The 17,127-nt window shown below is 72.7% G+C and carries 18 protein-coding genes; 10 read left to right on the top strand and 8 right to left on the bottom strand.

Annotation, left to right across the window (positions count from 1 at the left end; all coding sequences use genetic code 11):
* The first annotated feature begins 81 nt into the window (after positions 1–81).
* A complete protein-coding gene (locus ABD343_RS12450; RefSeq protein ID WP_344527208.1) occupies positions 82–516 on the top strand; it encodes a DivIVA domain-containing protein in 435 nt (144 codons plus the stop codon).
* A complete protein-coding gene (locus ABD343_RS12445) occupies positions 513–1,160 on the top strand; it encodes a DNA-3-methyladenine glycosylase I (RefSeq protein WP_344527206.1) in 648 nt (215 codons plus the stop codon). The genes ABD343_RS12450 and ABD343_RS12445 overlap by 4 nt, the downstream gene beginning before the upstream one ends.
* Here ABD343_RS12445 and chcB read toward each other — a convergent pair.
* Positions 1,147–1,935 carry a 2-cyclohexenylcarbonyl CoA isomerase gene (gene chcB, locus ABD343_RS12440; protein ID WP_344527204.1) on the bottom strand — a complete coding sequence of 263 codons (789 nt, stop codon included), beginning with the start codon at positions 1,933–1,935 and terminating at the stop codon, positions 1,147–1,149. The genes ABD343_RS12445 and chcB overlap by 14 nt on opposite strands.
* A gap of 323 nt (positions 1,936–2,258) precedes the next feature.
* Between chcB and ABD343_RS12435 the strand changes: the two genes are divergently transcribed.
* Entirely contained in the window at positions 2,259–2,426 is a 168-nt protein-coding gene (locus ABD343_RS12435; RefSeq protein WP_016469583.1) for a DUF3117 domain-containing protein, read from the top strand.
* A gap of 105 nt (positions 2,427–2,531) precedes the next feature.
* Here the strand turns inward: ABD343_RS12435 and ABD343_RS12430 are convergent, their stop codons facing one another.
* Positions 2,532–3,218, bottom strand: a complete 687-nt coding sequence (locus ABD343_RS12430) for an O-methyltransferase (RefSeq protein WP_344527202.1) — start codon at positions 3,216–3,218, stop codon at positions 2,532–2,534.
* A gap of 153 nt (positions 3,219–3,371) precedes the next feature.
* Here ABD343_RS12430 and sigE point away from each other — a divergent pair, with 153 nt between their 5' ends.
* The 5 genes from sigE to ABD343_RS12405 all read left to right on the top strand — a co-directional run bounded on the left by sigE (position 3,372) and on the right by ABD343_RS12405 (position 8,737).
* A complete protein-coding gene (gene sigE / locus ABD343_RS12425) occupies positions 3,372–4,145 on the top strand; it encodes an RNA polymerase sigma factor SigE (RefSeq protein WP_344527200.1) in 774 nt (257 codons plus the stop codon).
* Positions 4,142–5,389 carry a zf-HC2 domain-containing protein gene (locus ABD343_RS12420; RefSeq protein WP_344527198.1) on the top strand — a complete coding sequence of 416 codons (1,248 nt, stop codon included), beginning with the start codon at positions 4,142–4,144 and terminating at the stop codon, positions 5,387–5,389. Before sigE ends, ABD343_RS12420 begins: the two co-directional genes overlap by 4 nt.
* An 85-nt stretch (positions 5,390–5,474) precedes the next feature.
* Positions 5,475–7,178 carry a trypsin-like peptidase domain-containing protein gene (locus ABD343_RS12415; RefSeq protein ID WP_344527196.1) on the top strand — a complete coding sequence of 568 codons (1,704 nt, stop codon included), beginning with the start codon at positions 5,475–5,477 and terminating at the stop codon, positions 7,176–7,178.
* Between the two features lie 123 nt (positions 7,179–7,301).
* Complete coding sequence (locus tag ABD343_RS12410) at positions 7,302–7,868, top strand: sec-independent translocase (RefSeq protein WP_344527194.1); 567 nt, start codon at positions 7,302–7,304, stop codon at positions 7,866–7,868.
* Between the two features lie 215 nt (positions 7,869–8,083).
* A complete protein-coding gene (locus tag ABD343_RS12405; protein WP_344527192.1) occupies positions 8,084–8,737 on the top strand; it encodes a hypothetical protein in 654 nt (217 codons plus the stop codon).
* Positions 8,738–8,798: 61 nt separating this feature from the next.
* Here ABD343_RS12405 and ABD343_RS12400 read toward each other — a convergent pair whose 3' ends face one another.
* The 3 genes from ABD343_RS12400 to ABD343_RS12390 all read right to left on the bottom strand — a co-directional run bounded on the left by ABD343_RS12400 (position 8,799) and on the right by ABD343_RS12390 (position 11,863).
* Positions 8,799–9,956 (bottom strand): Mrp/NBP35 family ATP-binding protein, encoded by a 1,158-nt coding sequence (locus ABD343_RS12400; RefSeq protein ID WP_344527190.1) that lies wholly within the window; start codon positions 9,954–9,956, stop codon positions 8,799–8,801.
* A 100-nt stretch (positions 9,957–10,056) separates the two neighbouring features.
* Positions 10,057–10,605 (bottom strand): DUF1003 domain-containing protein, encoded by a 549-nt coding sequence (locus ABD343_RS12395; protein ID WP_344527188.1) that lies wholly within the window; start codon positions 10,603–10,605, stop codon positions 10,057–10,059.
* Positions 10,598–11,863 carry a magnesium transporter MgtE N-terminal domain-containing protein gene (locus ABD343_RS12390; protein ID WP_344527186.1) on the bottom strand — a complete coding sequence of 422 codons (1,266 nt, stop codon included), beginning with the start codon at positions 11,861–11,863 and terminating at the stop codon, positions 10,598–10,600. The genes ABD343_RS12395 and ABD343_RS12390 overlap by 8 nt, the downstream gene beginning before the upstream one ends.
* 201 nt (positions 11,864–12,064) lie before the next feature.
* On the opposite strand from ABD343_RS12390, the gene ABD343_RS12385 reads away from it, so the two are divergent.
* A complete protein-coding gene (locus ABD343_RS12385) occupies positions 12,065–12,838 on the top strand; it encodes a hypothetical protein (RefSeq protein WP_344527184.1) in 774 nt (257 codons plus the stop codon).
* Positions 12,839–12,971: 133 nt separating this feature from the next.
* Here the strand turns inward: ABD343_RS12385 and ABD343_RS12380 are convergent, their stop codons facing one another.
* Positions 12,972–13,529, bottom strand: a complete 558-nt coding sequence (locus ABD343_RS12380; protein WP_344527182.1) for a hypothetical protein — start codon at positions 13,527–13,529, stop codon at positions 12,972–12,974.
* A 9-nt stretch (positions 13,530–13,538) separates the two neighbouring features.
* Entirely contained in the window at positions 13,539–14,660 is a 1,122-nt protein-coding gene (locus tag ABD343_RS12375; RefSeq protein ID WP_344527180.1) for a magnesium and cobalt transport protein CorA, read from the bottom strand.
* Positions 14,661–15,145: 485 nt separating this feature from the next.
* Here ABD343_RS12375 and ABD343_RS12370 point away from each other — a divergent pair, with 485 nt between their 5' ends.
* A complete protein-coding gene (locus tag ABD343_RS12370; protein WP_344527178.1) occupies positions 15,146–15,742 on the top strand; it encodes a suppressor of fused domain protein in 597 nt (198 codons plus the stop codon).
* 103 nt (positions 15,743–15,845) lie between these two features.
* On the opposite strand, the gene ABD343_RS12365 is transcribed toward ABD343_RS12370, so the two are convergent.
* Positions 15,846–17,090, bottom strand: coding sequence for an MFS transporter (locus ABD343_RS12365; protein WP_344527176.1), 1,245 nt, complete (start codon positions 17,088–17,090; stop codon positions 15,846–15,848).
* Positions 17,091–17,127 lie beyond the last annotated feature (37 nt).

Here is a 17,127-nt window from a genome sequence, read left to right as displayed (position 1 = left end):
CCCCGCCGCCGACCATAACTGTCGGTGGGCCATGGCACGATCGGGGTTCATTGACGTCCGGAAGCGCTTCGGGAGTTCTCGGTGTACTGGTTCCTGCTGATCACGCTCGTCGTGGTCGTCGCCGCGGTCACGCTCGCCGTCGTCGGGAGCGGTGACGGGACGGGCCGGGCCGCCGCGGGCGGGCTCGCCGACGCCCCGCCCGATCTGCTGGACGAGCCGCTGCCGCCCGACCGCCCCGTCGGCCACGCGGACGTGGCCGGGCTGCGCCTGCCGGTCGCCGCGCGGGGATACCGGATGGATCAGGTCGACGACGTGCTGGACAGGCTCGGCGCCGAGCTGGCCGAGCGCGACGCCCGTATCGCCGAGCTGGAGTCCGCGCTCGCGGGCGCCCAGGCCGTCGCCATGGGGCGCGGCGAGGCCGCGGAGCCGCGCGACAGCGCCCCCGGAGGGTCCGGGCGCCCGGCGGGACCGCAGGACGGCCCGGAGGCGGCCGGTGAGGGAGGAGCGGAGCGATGAGCACGGAGACGGGGACGGGGACGGAGGCCGCGCCCGGGGCGGGTCAGGGACAGGACGGCGGCCCGGTGGCGGGCCCCGACGGCCGCCCGCGCTGCCCCTGGGGCACCACGGCGGAGGATTACGCGGCGTATCACGACACCGAGTGGGGCCACCCGGTCCACGGGGACGACGCGCTGTACGAGCGGCTCTGCCTGGAGGCGTTCCAGTCGGGCCTGTCCTGGCTGACGATCCTCCGCAAGCGCGAGGGCTTCCGCCGCGCCTTCGCCGGCTTCCGCATCGCCGAGGTCGCCGCCTTCACGGAGGAGGACGAGGCCCGCCTGCTGGCCGACGCCGCCATCGTCCGCAACCGCGCCAAGATCACCGCCGCGCTCGCCAACGCGCGCGTGGCCGCCGAGTGGAGCCCGGGCGAGCTGGACCGGCTGATCTGGTCGTACGCACCGGATCACAGTGCCCGTCCCGCGCCCCGCACCCTCGGCGAGGTCCCGGCGATCACGCCGGAATCCACGGCGCTGTCCAAGGAGTTGAAGAAGCGCGGCTTCCGCTTCGTCGGCCCCACCACGGCGTACGCGCTGATGCAGGCGTGCGGCCTCGTCAACGATCACTTGGCCGACTGCTGGGCCAGGGACACCGTCAGCGCCCGGTGAAGCGCGGCTGCTCCTTCTTCACGAACGCCTCGACGGCGGTCCTGTGGTCCTCCGAGGCCCCGGCCCTGAGCTGGAGTTCGGACTCTTTCTCCAGGGTCTCGGCCAGCGAGTGCGAGGCGCCGTAGGCGAGGGACTCCTTGAGCGCCGCGTAGGCCACGGTCGGCCCGTCCGCGAGGCGGCGGGCCGTCTCGGCCGCCGCCTCCGCGAGTTCGTCCGCGGGGACGACGCGGCTGGCCAGGCCCAGCTCCAGCGCCTCGGGCGCCTTCACGCTGCGCGGGAAGAGCAGCAGATCGGCGGCCCGGCCGGGGCCGACGAGCCGGGGCAGCGTCCAGGAGACGCCCGAGTCGGCGGTCAGCGCCACCCCCGCGAAGGAGGTGTTGAACGCCGCGGTGTCCGCCATGATCCGGTGGTCGGCGGCGAAGGCGAACCCGGCGCCCGCGCCCGCCGCGACCCCGTTCACGCCCGCGACCACGGGCTTGGCCATGGTGGCGAGGGTGAGCGTGATCGGGTTGTAGTGCTCCTCGACCGTGTTCAGCGCGCTGCCGCCGCGCTCCTGGAGCGACTCGGTGTGCTCCTTGAGGTCCTGGCCCACGCAGAAGGCACGGCCGCTGCCGGTGAGCAGCACGGCACGGACCCCGTCGTCGTCCGCGGCCTGCCGCAGGGTGTCGCGGAGCGCGACCTTGGCCGCGTTGTTCAGCGCGTTCATCGCCTCGGGCCGGTTGAGCGTGATCGTCGCGAGGCCGTCGGTCACTTCGTAGAGCACGGTGTCGGACATGGGCTCAAGCATGGCGTAGATCACCGGCCCCGGACAGAGGTCCTCGGGCGCCCGGCGGGTCCTCGGGGTGTGAGGTGCGTCAAACCCGGAGCGGTCCGTACGGCGTATGAAGCGGGGCAGTATCGCAGTCTCATCGCCACATTGGGGGGTTTTGTGTGCGGCCATGGCAGAAGAGATGCGGACTGATGTTGGTCATTGGGTCGTGCCATGCGGGATAATGGCCGGGAAGCAATGTGTTCGATGCCGGTGACACCTTGCCCTCTTTCGGGCGTGGAACCGTTGCGGACGGACGGATGGATGGACGGCCAGGAAGGGGAACGAGCATGGCGGCTATGAAGCCGCGGACGGGCGATGGTCCGCTCGAGGTGACCAAAGAGGGGCGGGGCATCGTCATGCGCGTTCCGCTCGAAGGCGGTGGGCGACTCGTCGTCGAGCTGACCCCGGACGAGGCGACGGCTCTCGGCGAAGAGCTGAAGAAGGTCTGCGGCTGAGCCCGTCTCGTTTCCGCCCCGGAGCGTACGTACGCTCCGGGGCGGCTCTGTTTTCCGGGCCTTCGTGCCCTGGGCCTTCGCTTTCCGGGGCCTTCGAACTCCTTCTCACTCTCCGCGTTTGACCGCGCACAGCAGGCCGTCGCCGACCGGCAGCAGCGAGGGGACCAGCGTGGTGCTCTCGCGCACCGTGCGCAGCAGTTCACGGAGGCGGATGACCTCGGCGGGCTGCGCGGCGGAGTCCACCGTGCGCCCGTCGGCGAAGACCCCCGCGAAACAGATGAGCCCACCGGGGCGCAACAGCCGCAACGATTCGCCGAGATAGTCCAGGCACTCCATGCGATCCCCGTCACAGAAGACGAGGTCGTATCCGCCGTCGGCGAGACGGGGAAGTACGTCCAGTGCGCGACCGGGGATGAATCGCGCCCTGTTTCCCGCGAATCCGGCAGCGCGGAATGCCTCGCGCGCGAACTGCTGCCGCTCCGGCTCGATATCGACGGTCGTCAGCACGCCGTCCGCGCGCATGCCGTGCAGCAGGTGAATACCGGAGACGCCGGTGCCCGTACCGATCTCCGCGACGGACTTGGCCTCCGCCGTCGCCGCCAGCATCCGCAGCGCCGCGCCCGTGCCCGGGGACACCGAACGGAGCCCTGCCTCCCGGGCCCGTTCACTGGCCCAGCGCAGCGCTTCGCTCTCGGCGGTCTCGACCAGCTCGGCGCCGTACGCGTCGGCGAACGCCCAGCTCGTCTGCCGGTTGCCGGTAATGGCCCTCTCCTGTCCCCGTCCTTCACGCAATCGTGACTGTATCCGTTGGTCCGGGAACCTGCTGATGGGACCGGACGTTGTGGAGCACAGAGAAGAACGGAAGCTGGCAAGCAGAGCTGAGCCCGGCAGCCTTCGCAAAAGCCGGGCAAAAATGCTTATCCGGAGCTAACGGGAGATGTGGCTATGGTAGGGGCTCCACTGGACACCACCAGAGCCGACAGGGGAGGTGCGGCTGCCGCTCGTGACCGGGGATTGCTCAGGCGATTCATCAGGCCGGCGGGCCAGCCGAAATCCGTGACCAACAATGCTGACCAGTCCCGCACCGCCGACTCCGCGACCACGGCGACTTTCGACACCGATGCGGACACGCAGGCGTGGACCCCTCCCTCGTGGGAGGAGATCGTCAGCACGCACAGCACCCGGGTCTACCGCCTCGCCTACCGCCTGACCGGGAACCAGCACGATGCCGAGGACCTCACCCAGGAGGTCTTCGTCCGTGTCTTCCGCTCCCTCTCGACCTACACGCCGGGCACCTTCGAGGGCTGGCTGCACCGCATCACCACGAACCTGTTCCTGGACACGGTGCGGCGCAAGCAGCGCATCCGCTTCGACGCCCTCGCGGACGACGCGGCCGAGCGCCTGCCCAGCCGCGAGCCCACCCCGCAACAGCACTTCAACGACACGCATTTCGACGCCGACGTCCAGCAGGCCCTGGACACCCTCGCGCCCGAGTTCCGCGCCGCCGTGGTGCTCTGCGACATCGAGGGTTTGTCGTACGAGGAGATCGCCGCCACCCTCGGCGTGAAGCTCGGCACCGTCCGCAGCCGGATCCACCGTGGCCGCTCGCACCTGCGCAAGGCCCTCCAGCACCGTTCCCCCGCGGCGCGGGCCGAGCAGCAGCGCGCGCTGAGCGCGGTGGTGCCTGCCGCCCGTTCCGGGGAGGTGGGGGTTGAGTGACGCCCGCTGAGCACCATCTTGGCGACCGGCTCGCCGCCCTCGTGGACGGAGAGCTGGGTCATGACGCACGGGAGCGGGTGCTCTCGCATCTCGCGACCTGTTGGAGCTGCAAGGCGGAGGCCGACGCCCAGCGCCGGCTGAAGAACGTCTTCGCGGACACCGCACCGCCCCCGCCCTCCGACGGCCTGCTCGCGCGCCTCCAGGGGCTGCCCGCGGGCGGCGACGCCATGCGTCCGGGGGCCGACGGCCTCGGCGGTCCCGGCGGCCTCTTCGGCCCCGGCCCCTCCGAAGACCGCGACGCCGACCGGGACGACCGGGACGACATCGACCGGGGCGCGGGCGGCGGCCCCGGCGCGGAGGTGGGACCGCACGCGGGTGAACGAAGCGGGCTGCCCACGGTCCGTCCGGGCGGCCGCTCGCCCTGGACGTTCGAGTATCTGCCCGTCGGCCGGACCGGCGCGCGCAGCCCCCTCACCCCGCACCGCGGCTTCCGGATACACGAGGTCCACCGAGTGGACCGTGACCGTGCCGAGCGCGCCGCCTCGCGCGGGCGGCGCTTCGCCTTCGCCGCCGCGGGGGCGTTCTCCCTGGCTGCCCTCGCCATCGGCGGGGCGCTGACCTCCGGCGCCTCCGGGGGCTCCCCGGCCGCCTCCGGTGATGGCTCGGGCACCTCGGCCAGCCCCGTGCGCTCCGCGACCTCCGGGTCGGGCGCCACGGCCCGGGACAGCAGGCGCCGCGCGGGCGGCGAGCACCGGGTGCGCGCGGGCGTGCTGAGCGCCAGCGCCGCCGCATCCCTCTCCGCCTCGACGTTCGCGGCCGGAAGCGCCCCCGCCTCCGCGCGGGCCGGTTCCGCCGCGCAGGGCGGGGACAGGACCGCTGCGGGCCCGCCCGCGCCCTCCTCCTCGCAGGCGCCGCTGTTCTCCCTCGCGGGCTCCTCCGGCTCTCTGCTGCGCTCCGGCGCGGCCCCGGGCTCCGGTGTGACCTCGCCCGCCACGGGCGTCGGCGGCTGGTCGCCGCGGCTCGGCACCGGGCCCTCCCTCTCCGCCTACTCCGCGTATCCCGCCCTCAGCCCGCTCACCCCCCGGCTGTCGCACCCCGCGCCCGCGCCGAGGCACAGCGCGAGCGCCACGTCCGGGTCCGGGTCGGTGGCGGACGCCGTGCCGCTCGCCGCCATCCCGGGGCGCACCCCGGTGACGACGGCGCCCTCGGCCCCCGCCGTCACGGCCGCCCCGCCGGGCCGCTGACGCCTCGCGCCGCTGTGCGGGGCTCCCCGTACCTGGTTGAATCGCCTTCCGGCAAGCCGGTCGCGCGGTGAACAGTGGGGAGAGCATGGACGAGGGGAAGGCCGCCAGGCCCAGGCCGCAGTGGTGGAGCCGCCCGCGCGGGGCATCCGCCGGGCAGCCCGCACCCGCCGACGACACCGGCCAGGGCACGGCGCCGTCCCCGGCGCCGCCCGCCGCGGCCGGTCCCGGCACGGAGCCCCGGGACGCGGTGCCGGAGACGTCCCAGGGGCCCGCGTCCGGGCGTACGGGCGCGGGGCGGGTCCCCGAGCCCGGGACCGTTCCCCCGGGCCCGCCCAAGCCGCTGCACGGCGAGGACCCCTACGCGACACCCCCGTACGGGGGACCCGGTCCCTGGGCGCCCGCCCCTCTCGTGCAGCTCCCGTCGGCGACCCCGCCGCACGGCGTCCAGGCGTACTCGCCCGCGACCACCCCGCCGTACGGGGTCCCGACGGTGCCCCGCCAGACCCCGCACCCCGCATCCGCGCAGGCGCCGGCCGCGGCCCCCGGCGGGCCGGCCCCGGCCCCCGCTCCGGCCCCGGTGCCGAGCGGCCCCGCGCACGGCCCGGCGCCCTCATCCGGTCCCGTTCCCGTGTCTCCGTCCGCGCCCGTCCCCGCGCCGCGCCGTCGCAGGCGTGGCGGGGCCGTCGTCGGGGCCCTCGCGCTGGCGCTGGTCGCGGGCGGCACGGGCGGCCTGATCGGCGCGTACGTCGAGCGGAACGGCAATGTCAGCGACGTCGAGCTGCCGCAGGCCCCCGAGGAGCGCAGGGACGGCAAGAGCGACCGCGCGCCCGGCACCATCGCGGGCATCGCCCGGCAGGCGCTGCCGGGCGTCGTCACCCTCCACACGCGCGGAGGAGACCGGGAGGAGCGGGGTACGGGCACCGGCTTCGTGCTCGACCGGCGCGGCCACATCCTCACGAACGAGCACGTGGTCGACTCGGCGCGGAACGGGGACACCGTCCAGGTGCGGTTCCACGGCGGCCAGTCCGCGCGCGGCGAGGTCGTCGGGAAGGACAGCGGGTACGACCTGGCCGTGGTGAAGGTCTCGGGGATCTCCGGGCTCAAGCCGCTGCCGCTGGGCAACTCGGACTCGGTCAGGGTGGGCGACCCCGTGGTCGCGATCGGCTCCCCGTTCGACCTCGACGGCACCGTGACCACCGGCATCATCAGCGCCACCCGCCGTCCCATCACCGCGGGCGGCGCGGAGAGCGGCAGCGAGACGAGCTACGTCGACGCGCTCCAGACCGACGCCCCCATCAATCCCGGCAACTCCGGCGGCCCGCTCGTGGACACCAAGGGCCGTGTCGTGGGGATCAACAGCGCGCTGAAGCCCGCCGACGCCGGGTCCCGGATCCCCGAGGGCACCGGCGGCGGCAGCATCGGGCTCGGCTTCGCCATCCCCGTCAACCAGGCCCGCCGGGTCGCCGAGGAGCTGATCAACGACGGCCGGGCGACCCACCCAGTGATCGGCATCACGGTCGACATGGAGTACGAGGGCGACGGCGCCCGCATCGGGGACCCCGACAGCGGCGAGAAGGCCGTCACGCGCGACGGACCGGCCGACAAGGCCGGACTCAAGGAGGGCGACGTCGTCACGGAGGCGGACGGCACCCCGGTGCACGGCGGCGAGGAGCTGATCGTGCGCATCCGCAGCCACCGTCCCGGCGACAAGCTCGCGCTCACCGTCCGTCGCGACGGCGACACGCGCGAGGTGAAGGTCACCCTCGGCTCCGCCGGCGGCGGGAACTGAGAGGACCGGGAGGGGCCGGGAGAGACCGGCGGGAGTGGGAGGGCGGGCTCCCGCGGCGGGGGCGAGTGCGGGTACCGTGACATCTGGCCGCACCGGCCGTGGACGTACTGAGGGAGCTGCACGGTGTTCTTCGACATAGGACCCCTGGAACTGGTGGCGCTCATCGTCCTCGCCGTGCTCATCTTCGGTCCCGACAAGCTGCCCAAGGTGATCCAGGACGTCTCGTCGTTCATCCGCAAGGTGCGCCAGTTCTCGGACAACGCCAAGGAGGACATCCGGTCCGAACTGGGCCCCGAGTTCAAGGACTTCGAGTTCGAGGACCTGAACCCGAAGAACTTCGCGCGCAAGCACCTGCTGGACAACGACGACCTGGGCATCAAGGAGATCCGGAACGGCTTCGACCTGCGCAAGGACCTCGCCGAGGTCACCGACGCGGTCAACGGCAAGGAGAACGACCGGGCGAACGGCTCGGCGGACGGCACCGGCGGTGCCAACGGCAGTGGTGGCGCGAAGGAGAGCGCGAACGGGAGCCGTCCCAGCCTCCGCAAGGACAGCGACGCCTCCCCGGCGGCGTCCTCCTCGGCCTCCTCCACGGCGGCCGCCGACACGCCCCCGGCCCAGCGCGACGCGCGCGGCGGCGACGCGCTGAGCAAGAGCGACCCCCCGCCCTTCGACGCGGACGCCACCTGACCGTCCCGAGGCGCCGGTCTCCACTCGCGCGGAGGCGTCCAGGAGTGGGACATCTGAGGGCTTAGAGGCCCATCTCGCCCCTCATGCAGCCGTCCGGTCCCCCGGGCATGCCCGACACGGCGGACCCATGTGGCTATCCTCCCTGTGTCCGGGGTCGCCATCCGAACGGGGAACTGGCAGCCCATGGCACAGGCCAATGAGGAGGCGTCGCACAGATGGAGACGACGAGTCGGGTAGCCGGTGAAACCGGGCCCGCCGCGCAGGGCGTACCCGGCGCGCGGCGGGCGGTGGACGGCTTTCTGATGGCCGCCTTTCCGTGGTACGGCCTCGATGCGGCTTTCACGGGGCCGCGCTGGCTGATGCAGGTGGGCACCGCCGCCGACGGCACGGTCGAGCACGGCTCGACCGGTCACGGGGTGGAGCCCTCGCTCCGGGGCGAGACCGGCCCCGACGGCCAGAGCTTCGCGGTCGTGGTGACCGTGGCCAGCCGCCCCGTGCGGCGGAGCGCCGACGGCACGGGGGTGCTGGAGGCGACCTCGGTCTCGACGGCCGCGTGGCTGGCGGGTTCGGGCCTGCTCTCGTGCAGTTGGCCCCTGGAGATGGAGCTGGCCCTGCGCCAGGACTGGCTCGACCAGCAGACGGGCGTGGCCTGGGAGCTGGCCGACGACCTGGGTGGCTCCGGCTGGAACACCCTCTCGCTGCCGGTCGACGGCGTGCCGACCGACTTCCACTACCGCGAGTCCGAGTACGGCTGGGTGCTCGCGGGGTCGGCGCAGGAGGGCGTGCACATCGGCGCGTACGGGCGCGGTATGAGCGCGTACGGGCTGGGTTTCGGGGTCGTGAAGGACATCACCGAGTACGACGCCTGACGTACCGGAACCGGTAAGGGGCGCTCACCGTGGGTGGGCGCCCCTTACACATGCTCTACGGTCAGAACTTGTTGCTCGGCGTCAGGCCCAGCGACATGCCCGACAGGCCGCGCTGGCGGCTGCTCAGCTTGCCCGCGATGGCGCGCAGCGCGGAGCCCGCGGGGGAGTCGGGGTCGCTCAGCACGACGGGCTTGCCCTCGTCGCCGCCCTCGCGCATGCGGATGTCGATCGGGATGCCGCCCAGGACGGGCACCTCGGCGCCGGTCGTCCGGGTCAGGCCCTCGGCGACGTTCTTGCCGCCGCCCGTGCCGAAGACGTCGATCATCTCGTCGCAGTGCGGGCAGGGCATGCCCGACATGTTCTCGATGACGCCGACGATCTTCTGGTGCGTCTGCACGGCGATGGAGCCCGCCCGCTCGGCGACCTCGGCGGCGGCCTGCTGCGGCGTGGTGATGACCAGGATCTCGGCGTTCGGGATGAGCTGGGCGACCGAGATGGCGATGTCGCCCGTGCCGGGCGGCAGGTCGAGCAGGAGCACGTCGAGATCGCCCCAGTAGACGTCCGCCAGGAACTGCTGGAGGGCGCGGTGCAGCATCGGGCCGCGCCAGACGACCGGCGTGTTCCCGGGCGTGAACATCCCGATCGAGATCACCTTCACGCCGTACGCCGACGGCGGCATGATCATGTCCTCGACCTGCGTGGGGCTGCCCTCGGCGCCCAGCATGCGGGGCACGGAGTGGCCGTAGATGTCCGCGTCCACGACGCCGACCTTCAGCCCGTCGGCCGCCAGCGCCGCCGCGAGGTTCACGGTCACGGAGGACTTGCCGACGCCGCCCTTGCCGGAGGCCACGCAGTACACCCTGGTCAGCGAGCCGGGCTGGGCGAAGGGCACCTCGCGCTCGGCCTGACCGCCGCGGAGTGAGGAGGCCAGCTCGCGGCGCTGCTCGTCGCTCATCACGTCCAGCTCGACGCTGACGCGCGTCACGCCGGGGACACCCTGCACGGCCTTGGTCACGTTCGTGGTGATGGTGTCGCGCATCGGACAGCCGGCCACCGTCAGATAGACCCCGACGTCGACGGCCCCGTCCGGCGCGATGCCGATGGATTTGACCATCCCCAGGTCGGTGATCGGCCGGTGGATCTCCGGGTCGTTCACCGTCGCGAGCGCGGCGCGGACCGCGTCTTCGGTGGGGGTGGTGTCGTGGGTCTCGGTAGCCATACCTGAATGGTACGGCCGCGCGAAGCGCGTCAATCAGGGGGCGGTGGTGGGGCGACGGGAGGGCGGTGAGTCCGACCGGGAGTACGCCCGTAGGGCTGGGTCAGCGGTCTATGTCACGCTCCGCGTGAGGGGGCTCGCGGCGCTCCAGCTCCTTGGCCATCTCCTGGAGCTCCGAGCGGATCCAGTCCCGGGTGGCGACCTCGCCCAGCCCCATCCGCAGCGAGGCGATCTCGCGGGTGAGGAACTCGGTGTCGGCGATGCTGCGCTCGTTGCGCGTGCGGTCCTGCTCCAGGTTGACGCGGTCCCGGTCGTCCTGCCGGTTCTGCGCCAGGAGGATCAGCGGCGCCGCGTACGAGGCCTGGAGCGACAGGGCGAGGGTCAGGAAGATGAAGGGGTAGGGGTCGAACTTGAGCGAGGCGGGCGCCAGCACGTTCCAGGCGATCCAGGCGATGATGACGACGGTCATCCAGACGAGGAACCGCCCCGTGCCCAGGAACCGGGCGATCCGCTCCGAGGTTCGCCCGAACGCGTCCGGGTCGTAGTCGGGGAACAGGCTGCGCCGCGGCGTCCGCGGTACGTCGAGCCTCGTGTGCCGCTTCTCCCGCTTCTCGTGCTTCCCCCGGTGCTCCCGGTGCTCCCGGTCAGCCATGGCCGGCGCTCCGTGCCTCGCGCCAGTCGTCGGGGAGCAGGTGGTCGAGGACGTCGTCGACCGTGACCGCGCCGAGCAGGTGCCCGTCCTCGTCGACGACGGGCACCGAGACGATGTTGTAGGCCGCCAGATAGCCGGAGAGCGCGGGCAGCGAGGTGTCGGGCGGCAGCGGCAGCAGATCGGTGTCCACGATCGAGCTGACGAGCGTGAACGGGGGCTCGCGCAGCAGCCGCTGGAAGTGGATCAGCCCCAGGTACTTGCCGGTCGGCGTCTCGTCGGGCGGGCGGCAGACGTAGACCTGGGCGGCGAGGGGCGCGGGCAGGTCCTCGTTGCGGACGCGGGCCAGCGCCTCGGCGACGCTCGCGTCGGGCCGCAGCACGATCGGCTCGGTGGTCATCATGCCGCCCGCCGTGCCCTCCTCGTACGAGAGCAGCCGCCGCAGGGGGTCCGCCTCGGTGGGCTCCATCAGGTCCAGCAGCCGCTCCTTCTCGTCCTCCGGCAGCTCGGAGAGCAGGTCGGCGGCGTCGTCGGGGTCCATCGCCTCCAGGACGTCGGCCGCGCGCTCGTCCTGGAGCTTGCCGAGGATCTCGACCTGGTCGTCGTCGGGCAGCTCCTCCAGGACGTCCGCGAGCCGGTCGTCGTCCAGCGCGGCGGCGACCTCGGCGCGGCGCTTCTCGGAGAGGTGGTGCAGCACGTTGGCGAGGTCGGCGGGGCGGGACTGCTCGAAGGCGGCCAGCAGGTTCGCGGCGCCCTGCTGCGGCTCCTCCAGCGCGAAGCCGGTCACGGCCTCCCACTCGACGGTGAGCGTCTCGCCGCCCTTCCGGCGCAGCGCCCCACCCCTGGCCCTGCCCTTGCGGACGAACAGCCGGTCGATCTCCCAGTCGCGGCGGGCCGGGAGCTGCTGCATGCCGACGTCCAGCACGGTCACCTGCTCGTCGGTCTCGACGAGCGTCACGCGGCGGTCCAGCAGCTCGCCGAGGACGAGATGTTCGTTCGGGCGCTGCTCGAAGCGGCGCATGTTGACGACGCCGGTCGTGATGACCTGGCCGGACTCGACGCCGGTCACCCGGGTCATGGGCAGGAAGACCCGGCGCCTGCTGACGACCTCGACGACGAGCCCCAGGACGGCGGGCAGCCGCCGCCGTACGCTCAGCAGCGCGACGACGTCCCGGACGCGGCCCACCTGGTCGCCGTTCGGGTCGAAGACGGCGACTCCGGACAGGTGCGAGACGAAGACCCGGGGAGCGCCTGCGGCCATGTGCTGCCCGCCTCCTCGTCCCTCGTTCCCCGTTCCGGTGAATCGGGGCTGTTTGCCTCTTTTCAGAGGTATGCCGGATTCAGGCTAGCGTGACCGGCGCTGCCCGGCCGCCGTGTGGTGGTCCGGACGGCTGCCTTCCGACACCGGGCGGGTGCACGGGTAGGGTGCGGCCCAGCCGCCGACCTTCAGGAGGATGCCGCCGTGACAGGACGCGCTCGCGCACCGCGGAGTGCAGCGCTGATCGGGGTCGTCTGCGCGGGACTGACCGTGCTCACCGCCTGCGGCGGCGGCGGAGGAGGAGGGGGCGGCGAGGACCCCGACAAGGGCACCAACGGCGTGGGCAAGCTCTCCCCGGCCAAGATCGAGATGAAGGCCCGCAAGGCGGCGCAGCGCGCCGACGCGGTACGGGTGGCGGGCAGCGTGGTCAGCAAGGGCGACACCTACCGGCTGAGCATGAAGCTCAAGCGCGACGGCGGCATGGGCGAGGTCTCGGCGGAGGGCGGCTCCACCTTCCAGCTCCTGCGCGTCCGCAAGGACCTCTACCTCAAGGCGGGCGCCGACTTCTGGGCCAAGCAGGAGAAGGGCGGCGGCACCCCCTCCAAGAGCGACGTCGCGGCGGCGGGCAAGCTGGAGGGCAAGTACGTCAAGGTCCCGCACGGCGACCCCGCCTACCGCCAGTTGAGCGGCTTCACCGACATGAGCGTGCTGCTCGACGGGCTGCTCGCGATGGACGGCAAGCGCGCGACGGGGGAGCGCGGCACGGTCGCGGGCGTGAAGACGATCCGCGTCCAGGCGGGCAAGGGCCGCGGCGGCATGATGGACGTCTCGCTCAAGGGCTCCCCCTACCCCCTCCGCCTGCAGCGCGGCGGCGACGCGGGCACGGTCCGGCTGAGCGGCTGGAACGCCGAGTTCGCCCTGGAGCCCCCGGCCAAGGACCAGGTCGTGGACTACGGCAGGAGCATTTCCGCGAACTGAGCCGACTGAGGGGAGCGAGCCCTACCGAGGGGAGCGCCCCGAAGGGGCGCGAGGAACGGCGCGCCCGGCCACCCCGCGCCCGCGGCCCGCGAAGCCCGCCAAGGGGCAGCCCCTCCCCGGCCCCGGACGGGGCTCAGCGGCGCTTGCGGCGGAACAGCAGCCGGGGGAGGCCCGCCGGAATCGGATGCCGCGTGGTGGCCCCCGTCTCCAGGGGCGGCGCCGCGTGCGAACCGTCCGGCATGACGCCAGGCTTCTCCCGCACCTCGCCCGTCGGCTCCAGGCGCAGCACGCGGCACTCGCGGGCCCAGCGCTCGGTGATCGTGTCGGCGTCGGGCGCGTTCAGCCGCTTGCCCTTCAGCTCGGAGACGGCGGCCTCCCACGCCTCGCCGCCCGGGGCCAGCTCGCCGACGCGCGCGGACCAGGCGACCAGCCGGCCGCCCTTGTCCTTGCTGCGCACGGTGACGGTCGCGGTGCCGCCGTCGGCGAGGCCCATGCCGCCGAGCGGCTGCTCGCCCGCCGCGGTGCCCGTACCGTCGGCCGAGCCGACGAGGCAGACCGCGCCCTCGTGCCATACGTGCCACAGCGCGCGTGCCGGTCCCTCGGGGCCGCGCACCCAGACGAGGCCCGATTTCTTGGCGGCCTCCTCGACCAGGGCCCGGTCCAGCGGCAGGGTCTGGGGCGTCTCCGTCATGACGGCAGGCTACAGCCAGCCGTTGCGCTTGAAGCCGCGGTGGATCGCATAACAAATCCCCGCGATGACGATGAGAACCGACGGGTAGCCGTACTTCCATTCGGTCTCGGGCATGTAGTCGAAGTTCATGCCGTAGATGCCCGCGATCATCGTCGGCACCGCGAAGATCGCCGCCCAGGCGGTGATCTTGCGCATGTCCTCGTTCTGCGCGACGGTCGCCTGCGCGAGGTTGGCCTGGAGGATCGAGTTGAGCAGGTCGTCGAAGGAGAGCACCTGCTCGTTGACGCGGGTGAGATGGTCGGCGACGTCGCGGAAGTACTTCTGGATGTCCGGGTCGATCAGCCGTACGGGCCGCTCGCTGAGCATCTGCATCGGCCGCAGCAGCGGCGAGACGGCGCGCTTGAACTCCAGTACCTCGCGCTTGAGCTGGTAGATCCGCCCGGCGTCGCCGCCCCGGCGGCCGCCGCCCGAGCGCTCGGAGAAGACGTCGATCTCGACCTCGTCGATGTCGTCCTGGACGGCGTCGGCGACCGCGAGGTACCCGTCCACGGTCTGGTCGGCGATGGCGTGCAGCACGGCCGAGGGGCCCTTGGCCAGCAGCACGGGGTCGTCCTCCAGCCGGTGGCGCAGCGCCCGCAGCGAGCCCTGGCCGCCGTGCCGGACGGTGATGATGTAGTCCCTGCCGGTGAAGCACATGACCTCGCCGGTCTCCACCACCTCGCTGCTGGCGGTGAGTTCGGCGTGCTCCACGTAGTGGATGGTCTTGAAGACGGTGAACAGGCTCTCGTCGTACCGCTCCAGCTTCGGGCGCTGGTGCGCGTGGACCGCGTCCTCGACGGCGAGCGGGTGCAGCCCGTACTCCTGCGCGATGCCGGAGAACTCCTCCTCCGTCGGCTCGTGCAGGCCGATCCAGACGAAGTCGCCGTGGGCCTGGCCGTCGGCGGAACGGACGCGGCGCAGCGCCTCTGCCGGTCCCAAGTGATCGGTGTCGCGGCGCCCTTCGCGGTAGACGGCGCAGTCCACCACGGCGCTGCACGACACGGGTCCCGCGCCGCTCGACGCGTACGGGGAACGGGTGTCCTTGCGGAGCGCGGGACGTACGGCCGCGCGCAGCTCTCGGATCATCGACATGTGGGGCTCCTTCACGGTGCCGTGCATGCCGCCGGCCGGGGCCGGTGAGCGCAGCGCTGCCCGGAACGGGGGCCTACGACCGGCGCCGGGAGCGTCCAGCCGGAGGTCCGCAAAGCGGGCACCACGCGCGACGTGGCCGCGGTGACGACATTCGCTGTCGGACGGAATCAAGCGAACTCGGACGCCCTTCCGTCGTGCGAACCCTCGGACGGAAAAAGCTCACTGAGGAGGTTTCACCGTGCGGCCACCGGGGAGGTAGGGCCTCAGGGGAGCGGGGACGCAGCCTGGTCGGAAGAGCGGTTGGTACTGCACGGTCGACTAGGATCCATGTCAGTCCCACCTCCTCCGGCCGGTCCCCCGTGGGGGACGACGTATGCATGCCTTGACCGGCAGTCAACGGTAGCACTCGCAGAACCGTTCACTCGCCGCTTTCCCCCAACGCGGCTGCGTCTTTGCCGCGTTCTTACGCGATCTATGCTCGCGGGATGGCTGACGTTCTCACTCTCGTCGAGGCCCGGCTGCGCTCTGCGCTGGGCGAACCCGACGCGCGGGCCGCGGTGACCTTCCTCGGCACCGACCGGATCGAGGTTCTCCGCTTCCTCGACGCCACGTCCGGAATCGTGCGGTACGCCACGCTCGGAATGTCGGCCGCCCCGATGACGGACCCGGCGGCCGCGCTGGCCGACCCGGAGAAGGGGCCCCGTGCGGAGCTCCTCCTGTCCGTACGGGCCCAGCCGGGCACCGACACCGACAAGGTCCTGCGCCCCCTCGCCGTCCTCGCGGCCTCGCCGCAGGTCGAGGGCGTCGTGGTGGCGCCCGGCAACTCCCTCGACGTCGGCGAACCACTGTGGCCCGGCGCTCCCTTCACCTCGGTCCTGGCCGCCGAGCCGGGCGGGCTGGTCGAGGACCTGGAGCTGGACCCGCCGATGGATCCGGTCCGCTTCCTTCCGCTGCTGCCGATGACGCCGAACGAGGCGGCATGGAAGCGCGTCCACGGCGCCGAGGCCCTCCAGGAACGCTGGCTCCGCCATGGGACGGACCTGAGGGCCCCGCAACGGGAAAGCGTGCGGCTGGCCGATTAGAGCCAGGGGCGCGGGGAACTGCGCGAGCGACCACAACGGGCCCGCGGCTTGCGACGAAGCGGCAGGGGGCAGCTTCTGTCCAGGCGCGGACCCGTCAGAGGGTTCAGGCCGTAGCGGGCTGGGCCTCGCCGGAGGCGGCGGCGTCCTGGGCCTCGTGCTCGGGCAGCAGCTCCTCGGCCTCCATCGTGAGCGCCCTGCGCCGTACGCCCACGATCACCGCGCCGATCACGGCGGTGGCCGCCGCGACCACGAACGGGATGTGGATGTCGGTCCACTCCTCGATCTTCGGCGCCAGGAACGGCGCCGCCGCCGCGGCGAACCAGCGCACGAAGTTGTACCCCGCGCTCGCCACCGGCCGGGGCGCGTCGGAGACGCCGAGCGCCAGCTCCGTGTAGACGGTGTTGTTGAGGCCGATGAAGGCGCCGGAGACGATCGTGCCGACGATGGCCACCGTGTGGTTGCCGTACCCGAGGATCAGCAGGTCGGCGGCCATCAGGACCAGCGAGCCGCCCAGCACCTTCAGCGAGCCGAACCGCTCCTGGAGCCGGGGTGCGACGAGCACGGAGAAGACGGCGAGCAGCACGCCCCAGGCGAAGAAGACGGCGCCCGAGCGGTACGGCGACATGTTCAGCACGAAGGGCGTGAAGGCCAGCACCGTGAAGAACGCGTAGTTGTAGAAGAAGGCGGAGACGGCGGCGGAGGCCAGCCCGCCGTGGCCGAGCGCCTTGACGGGGTCGAGCAGCGAGGTCTTCCGCGCGGGCTTGGGCTGTTCCTTGAGGAAGGCCGTGATCGCGAGGAAGCCGATGGCCATCAGGACGGCCGTGCCGAAGAAGGGGAAGCGCCAGCTCGCGTCGCCCAGCACGGCGCCCACCAGGGGGCCGCAGGCCATGCCGAGGCCGAGCGCCGACTCGTAGAGCAGGATCGCCGCCGCGCTGCCACCGGCGGCGGCGCCGACGATCACGGCGAGCGAGGTCGAGACGAAGAGCGCGTTGCCCAGGCCCCAGCCCGCGCGGAAGCCGACGAGTTCGCCGACGGAGCCCGAGGTGCCGGAGAGGGCCGCGAAGACCACGACGAGCGCGAGCCCGGCGAGCAGGGTCTTCCGGCCGCCGATCCGGCTGGAGACGAATCCGGTCACCAGCATCGCGATGGCGGTGATCAGGAAGTACGAGGTGAACAGCAGCGAGACCTGGCTCGGGCCCGCGTCGAGCCCCTTGGCGATGGAGGGGAGGATCGGGTCGACCAGCCCGATTCCCATGAACGCGACGACGGACGCGCCGGCCGTCGCCCAGACGGCCTTCGGCTGGCGCAGGATACTGCCGCCGCCCTCGTCGAACGGATCACCACTCATGCCTTGCCGCTCCTTCGATGCGAACTCCGGAAGTAGT

Source organism: Streptomyces albiaxialis, from assembly GCF_039530985.1.
GTDB classification, from domain to species: domain Bacteria; phylum Actinomycetota; class Actinomycetes; order Streptomycetales; family Streptomycetaceae; genus Streptomyces; species Streptomyces albiaxialis.
Note: the sequence above shows the minus strand (reverse complement) of the source record. Positions and strands in the feature narration are given on the sequence as shown.

Excerpts from the sequence above, each read along its gene's own strand:
- ABD343_RS12400 (WP_344527190.1), bottom strand. The coding sequence starts at position 9,956 with ATGGCTACCGAGACCCACGACACCACCCCCACCGAAGACGCGGTCCGC.
- ABD343_RS12370 (WP_344527178.1), top strand. The coding sequence starts at position 15,146 with ATGGCTGACGTTCTCACTCTCGTCGAGGCCCGGCTGCGCTCTGCGCTG.
- sigE (WP_344527200.1), top strand. The coding sequence starts at position 3,372 with ATGGTAGGGGCTCCACTGGACACCACCAGAGCCGACAGGGGAGGTGCG.
- ABD343_RS12395 (WP_344527188.1), bottom strand. The coding sequence starts at position 10,605 with ATGGCTGACCGGGAGCACCGGGAGCACCGGGGGAAGCACGAGAAGCGG.
- ABD343_RS12405 (WP_344527192.1), top strand. The coding sequence starts at position 8,084 with ATGGAGACGACGAGTCGGGTAGCCGGTGAAACCGGGCCCGCCGCGCAG.
- chcB (WP_344527204.1), bottom strand. The coding sequence starts at position 1,935 with ATGTCCGACACCGTGCTCTACGAAGTGACCGACGGCCTCGCGACGATC.
- ABD343_RS12380 (WP_344527182.1), bottom strand. The coding sequence starts at position 13,529 with ATGACGGAGACGCCCCAGACCCTGCCGCTGGACCGGGCCCTGGTCGAG.
- ABD343_RS12415 (WP_344527196.1), top strand. The coding sequence starts at position 5,475 with ATGGACGAGGGGAAGGCCGCCAGGCCCAGGCCGCAGTGGTGGAGCCGC.
- ABD343_RS12375 (WP_344527180.1), bottom strand. The coding sequence starts at position 14,660 with ATGTCGATGATCCGAGAGCTGCGCGCGGCCGTACGTCCCGCGCTCCGC.
- ABD343_RS12435 (WP_016469583.1), top strand. The coding sequence starts at position 2,259 with ATGGCGGCTATGAAGCCGCGGACGGGCGATGGTCCGCTCGAGGTGACC.
- ABD343_RS12390 (WP_344527186.1), bottom strand. The coding sequence starts at position 11,863 with ATGGCCGCAGGCGCTCCCCGGGTCTTCGTCTCGCACCTGTCCGGAGTC.
- ABD343_RS12445 (WP_344527206.1), top strand. The coding sequence starts at position 513 with ATGAGCACGGAGACGGGGACGGGGACGGAGGCCGCGCCCGGGGCGGGT.
- ABD343_RS12365 (WP_344527176.1), bottom strand. The coding sequence starts at position 17,090 with ATGAGTGGTGATCCGTTCGACGAGGGCGGCGGCAGTATCCTGCGCCAG.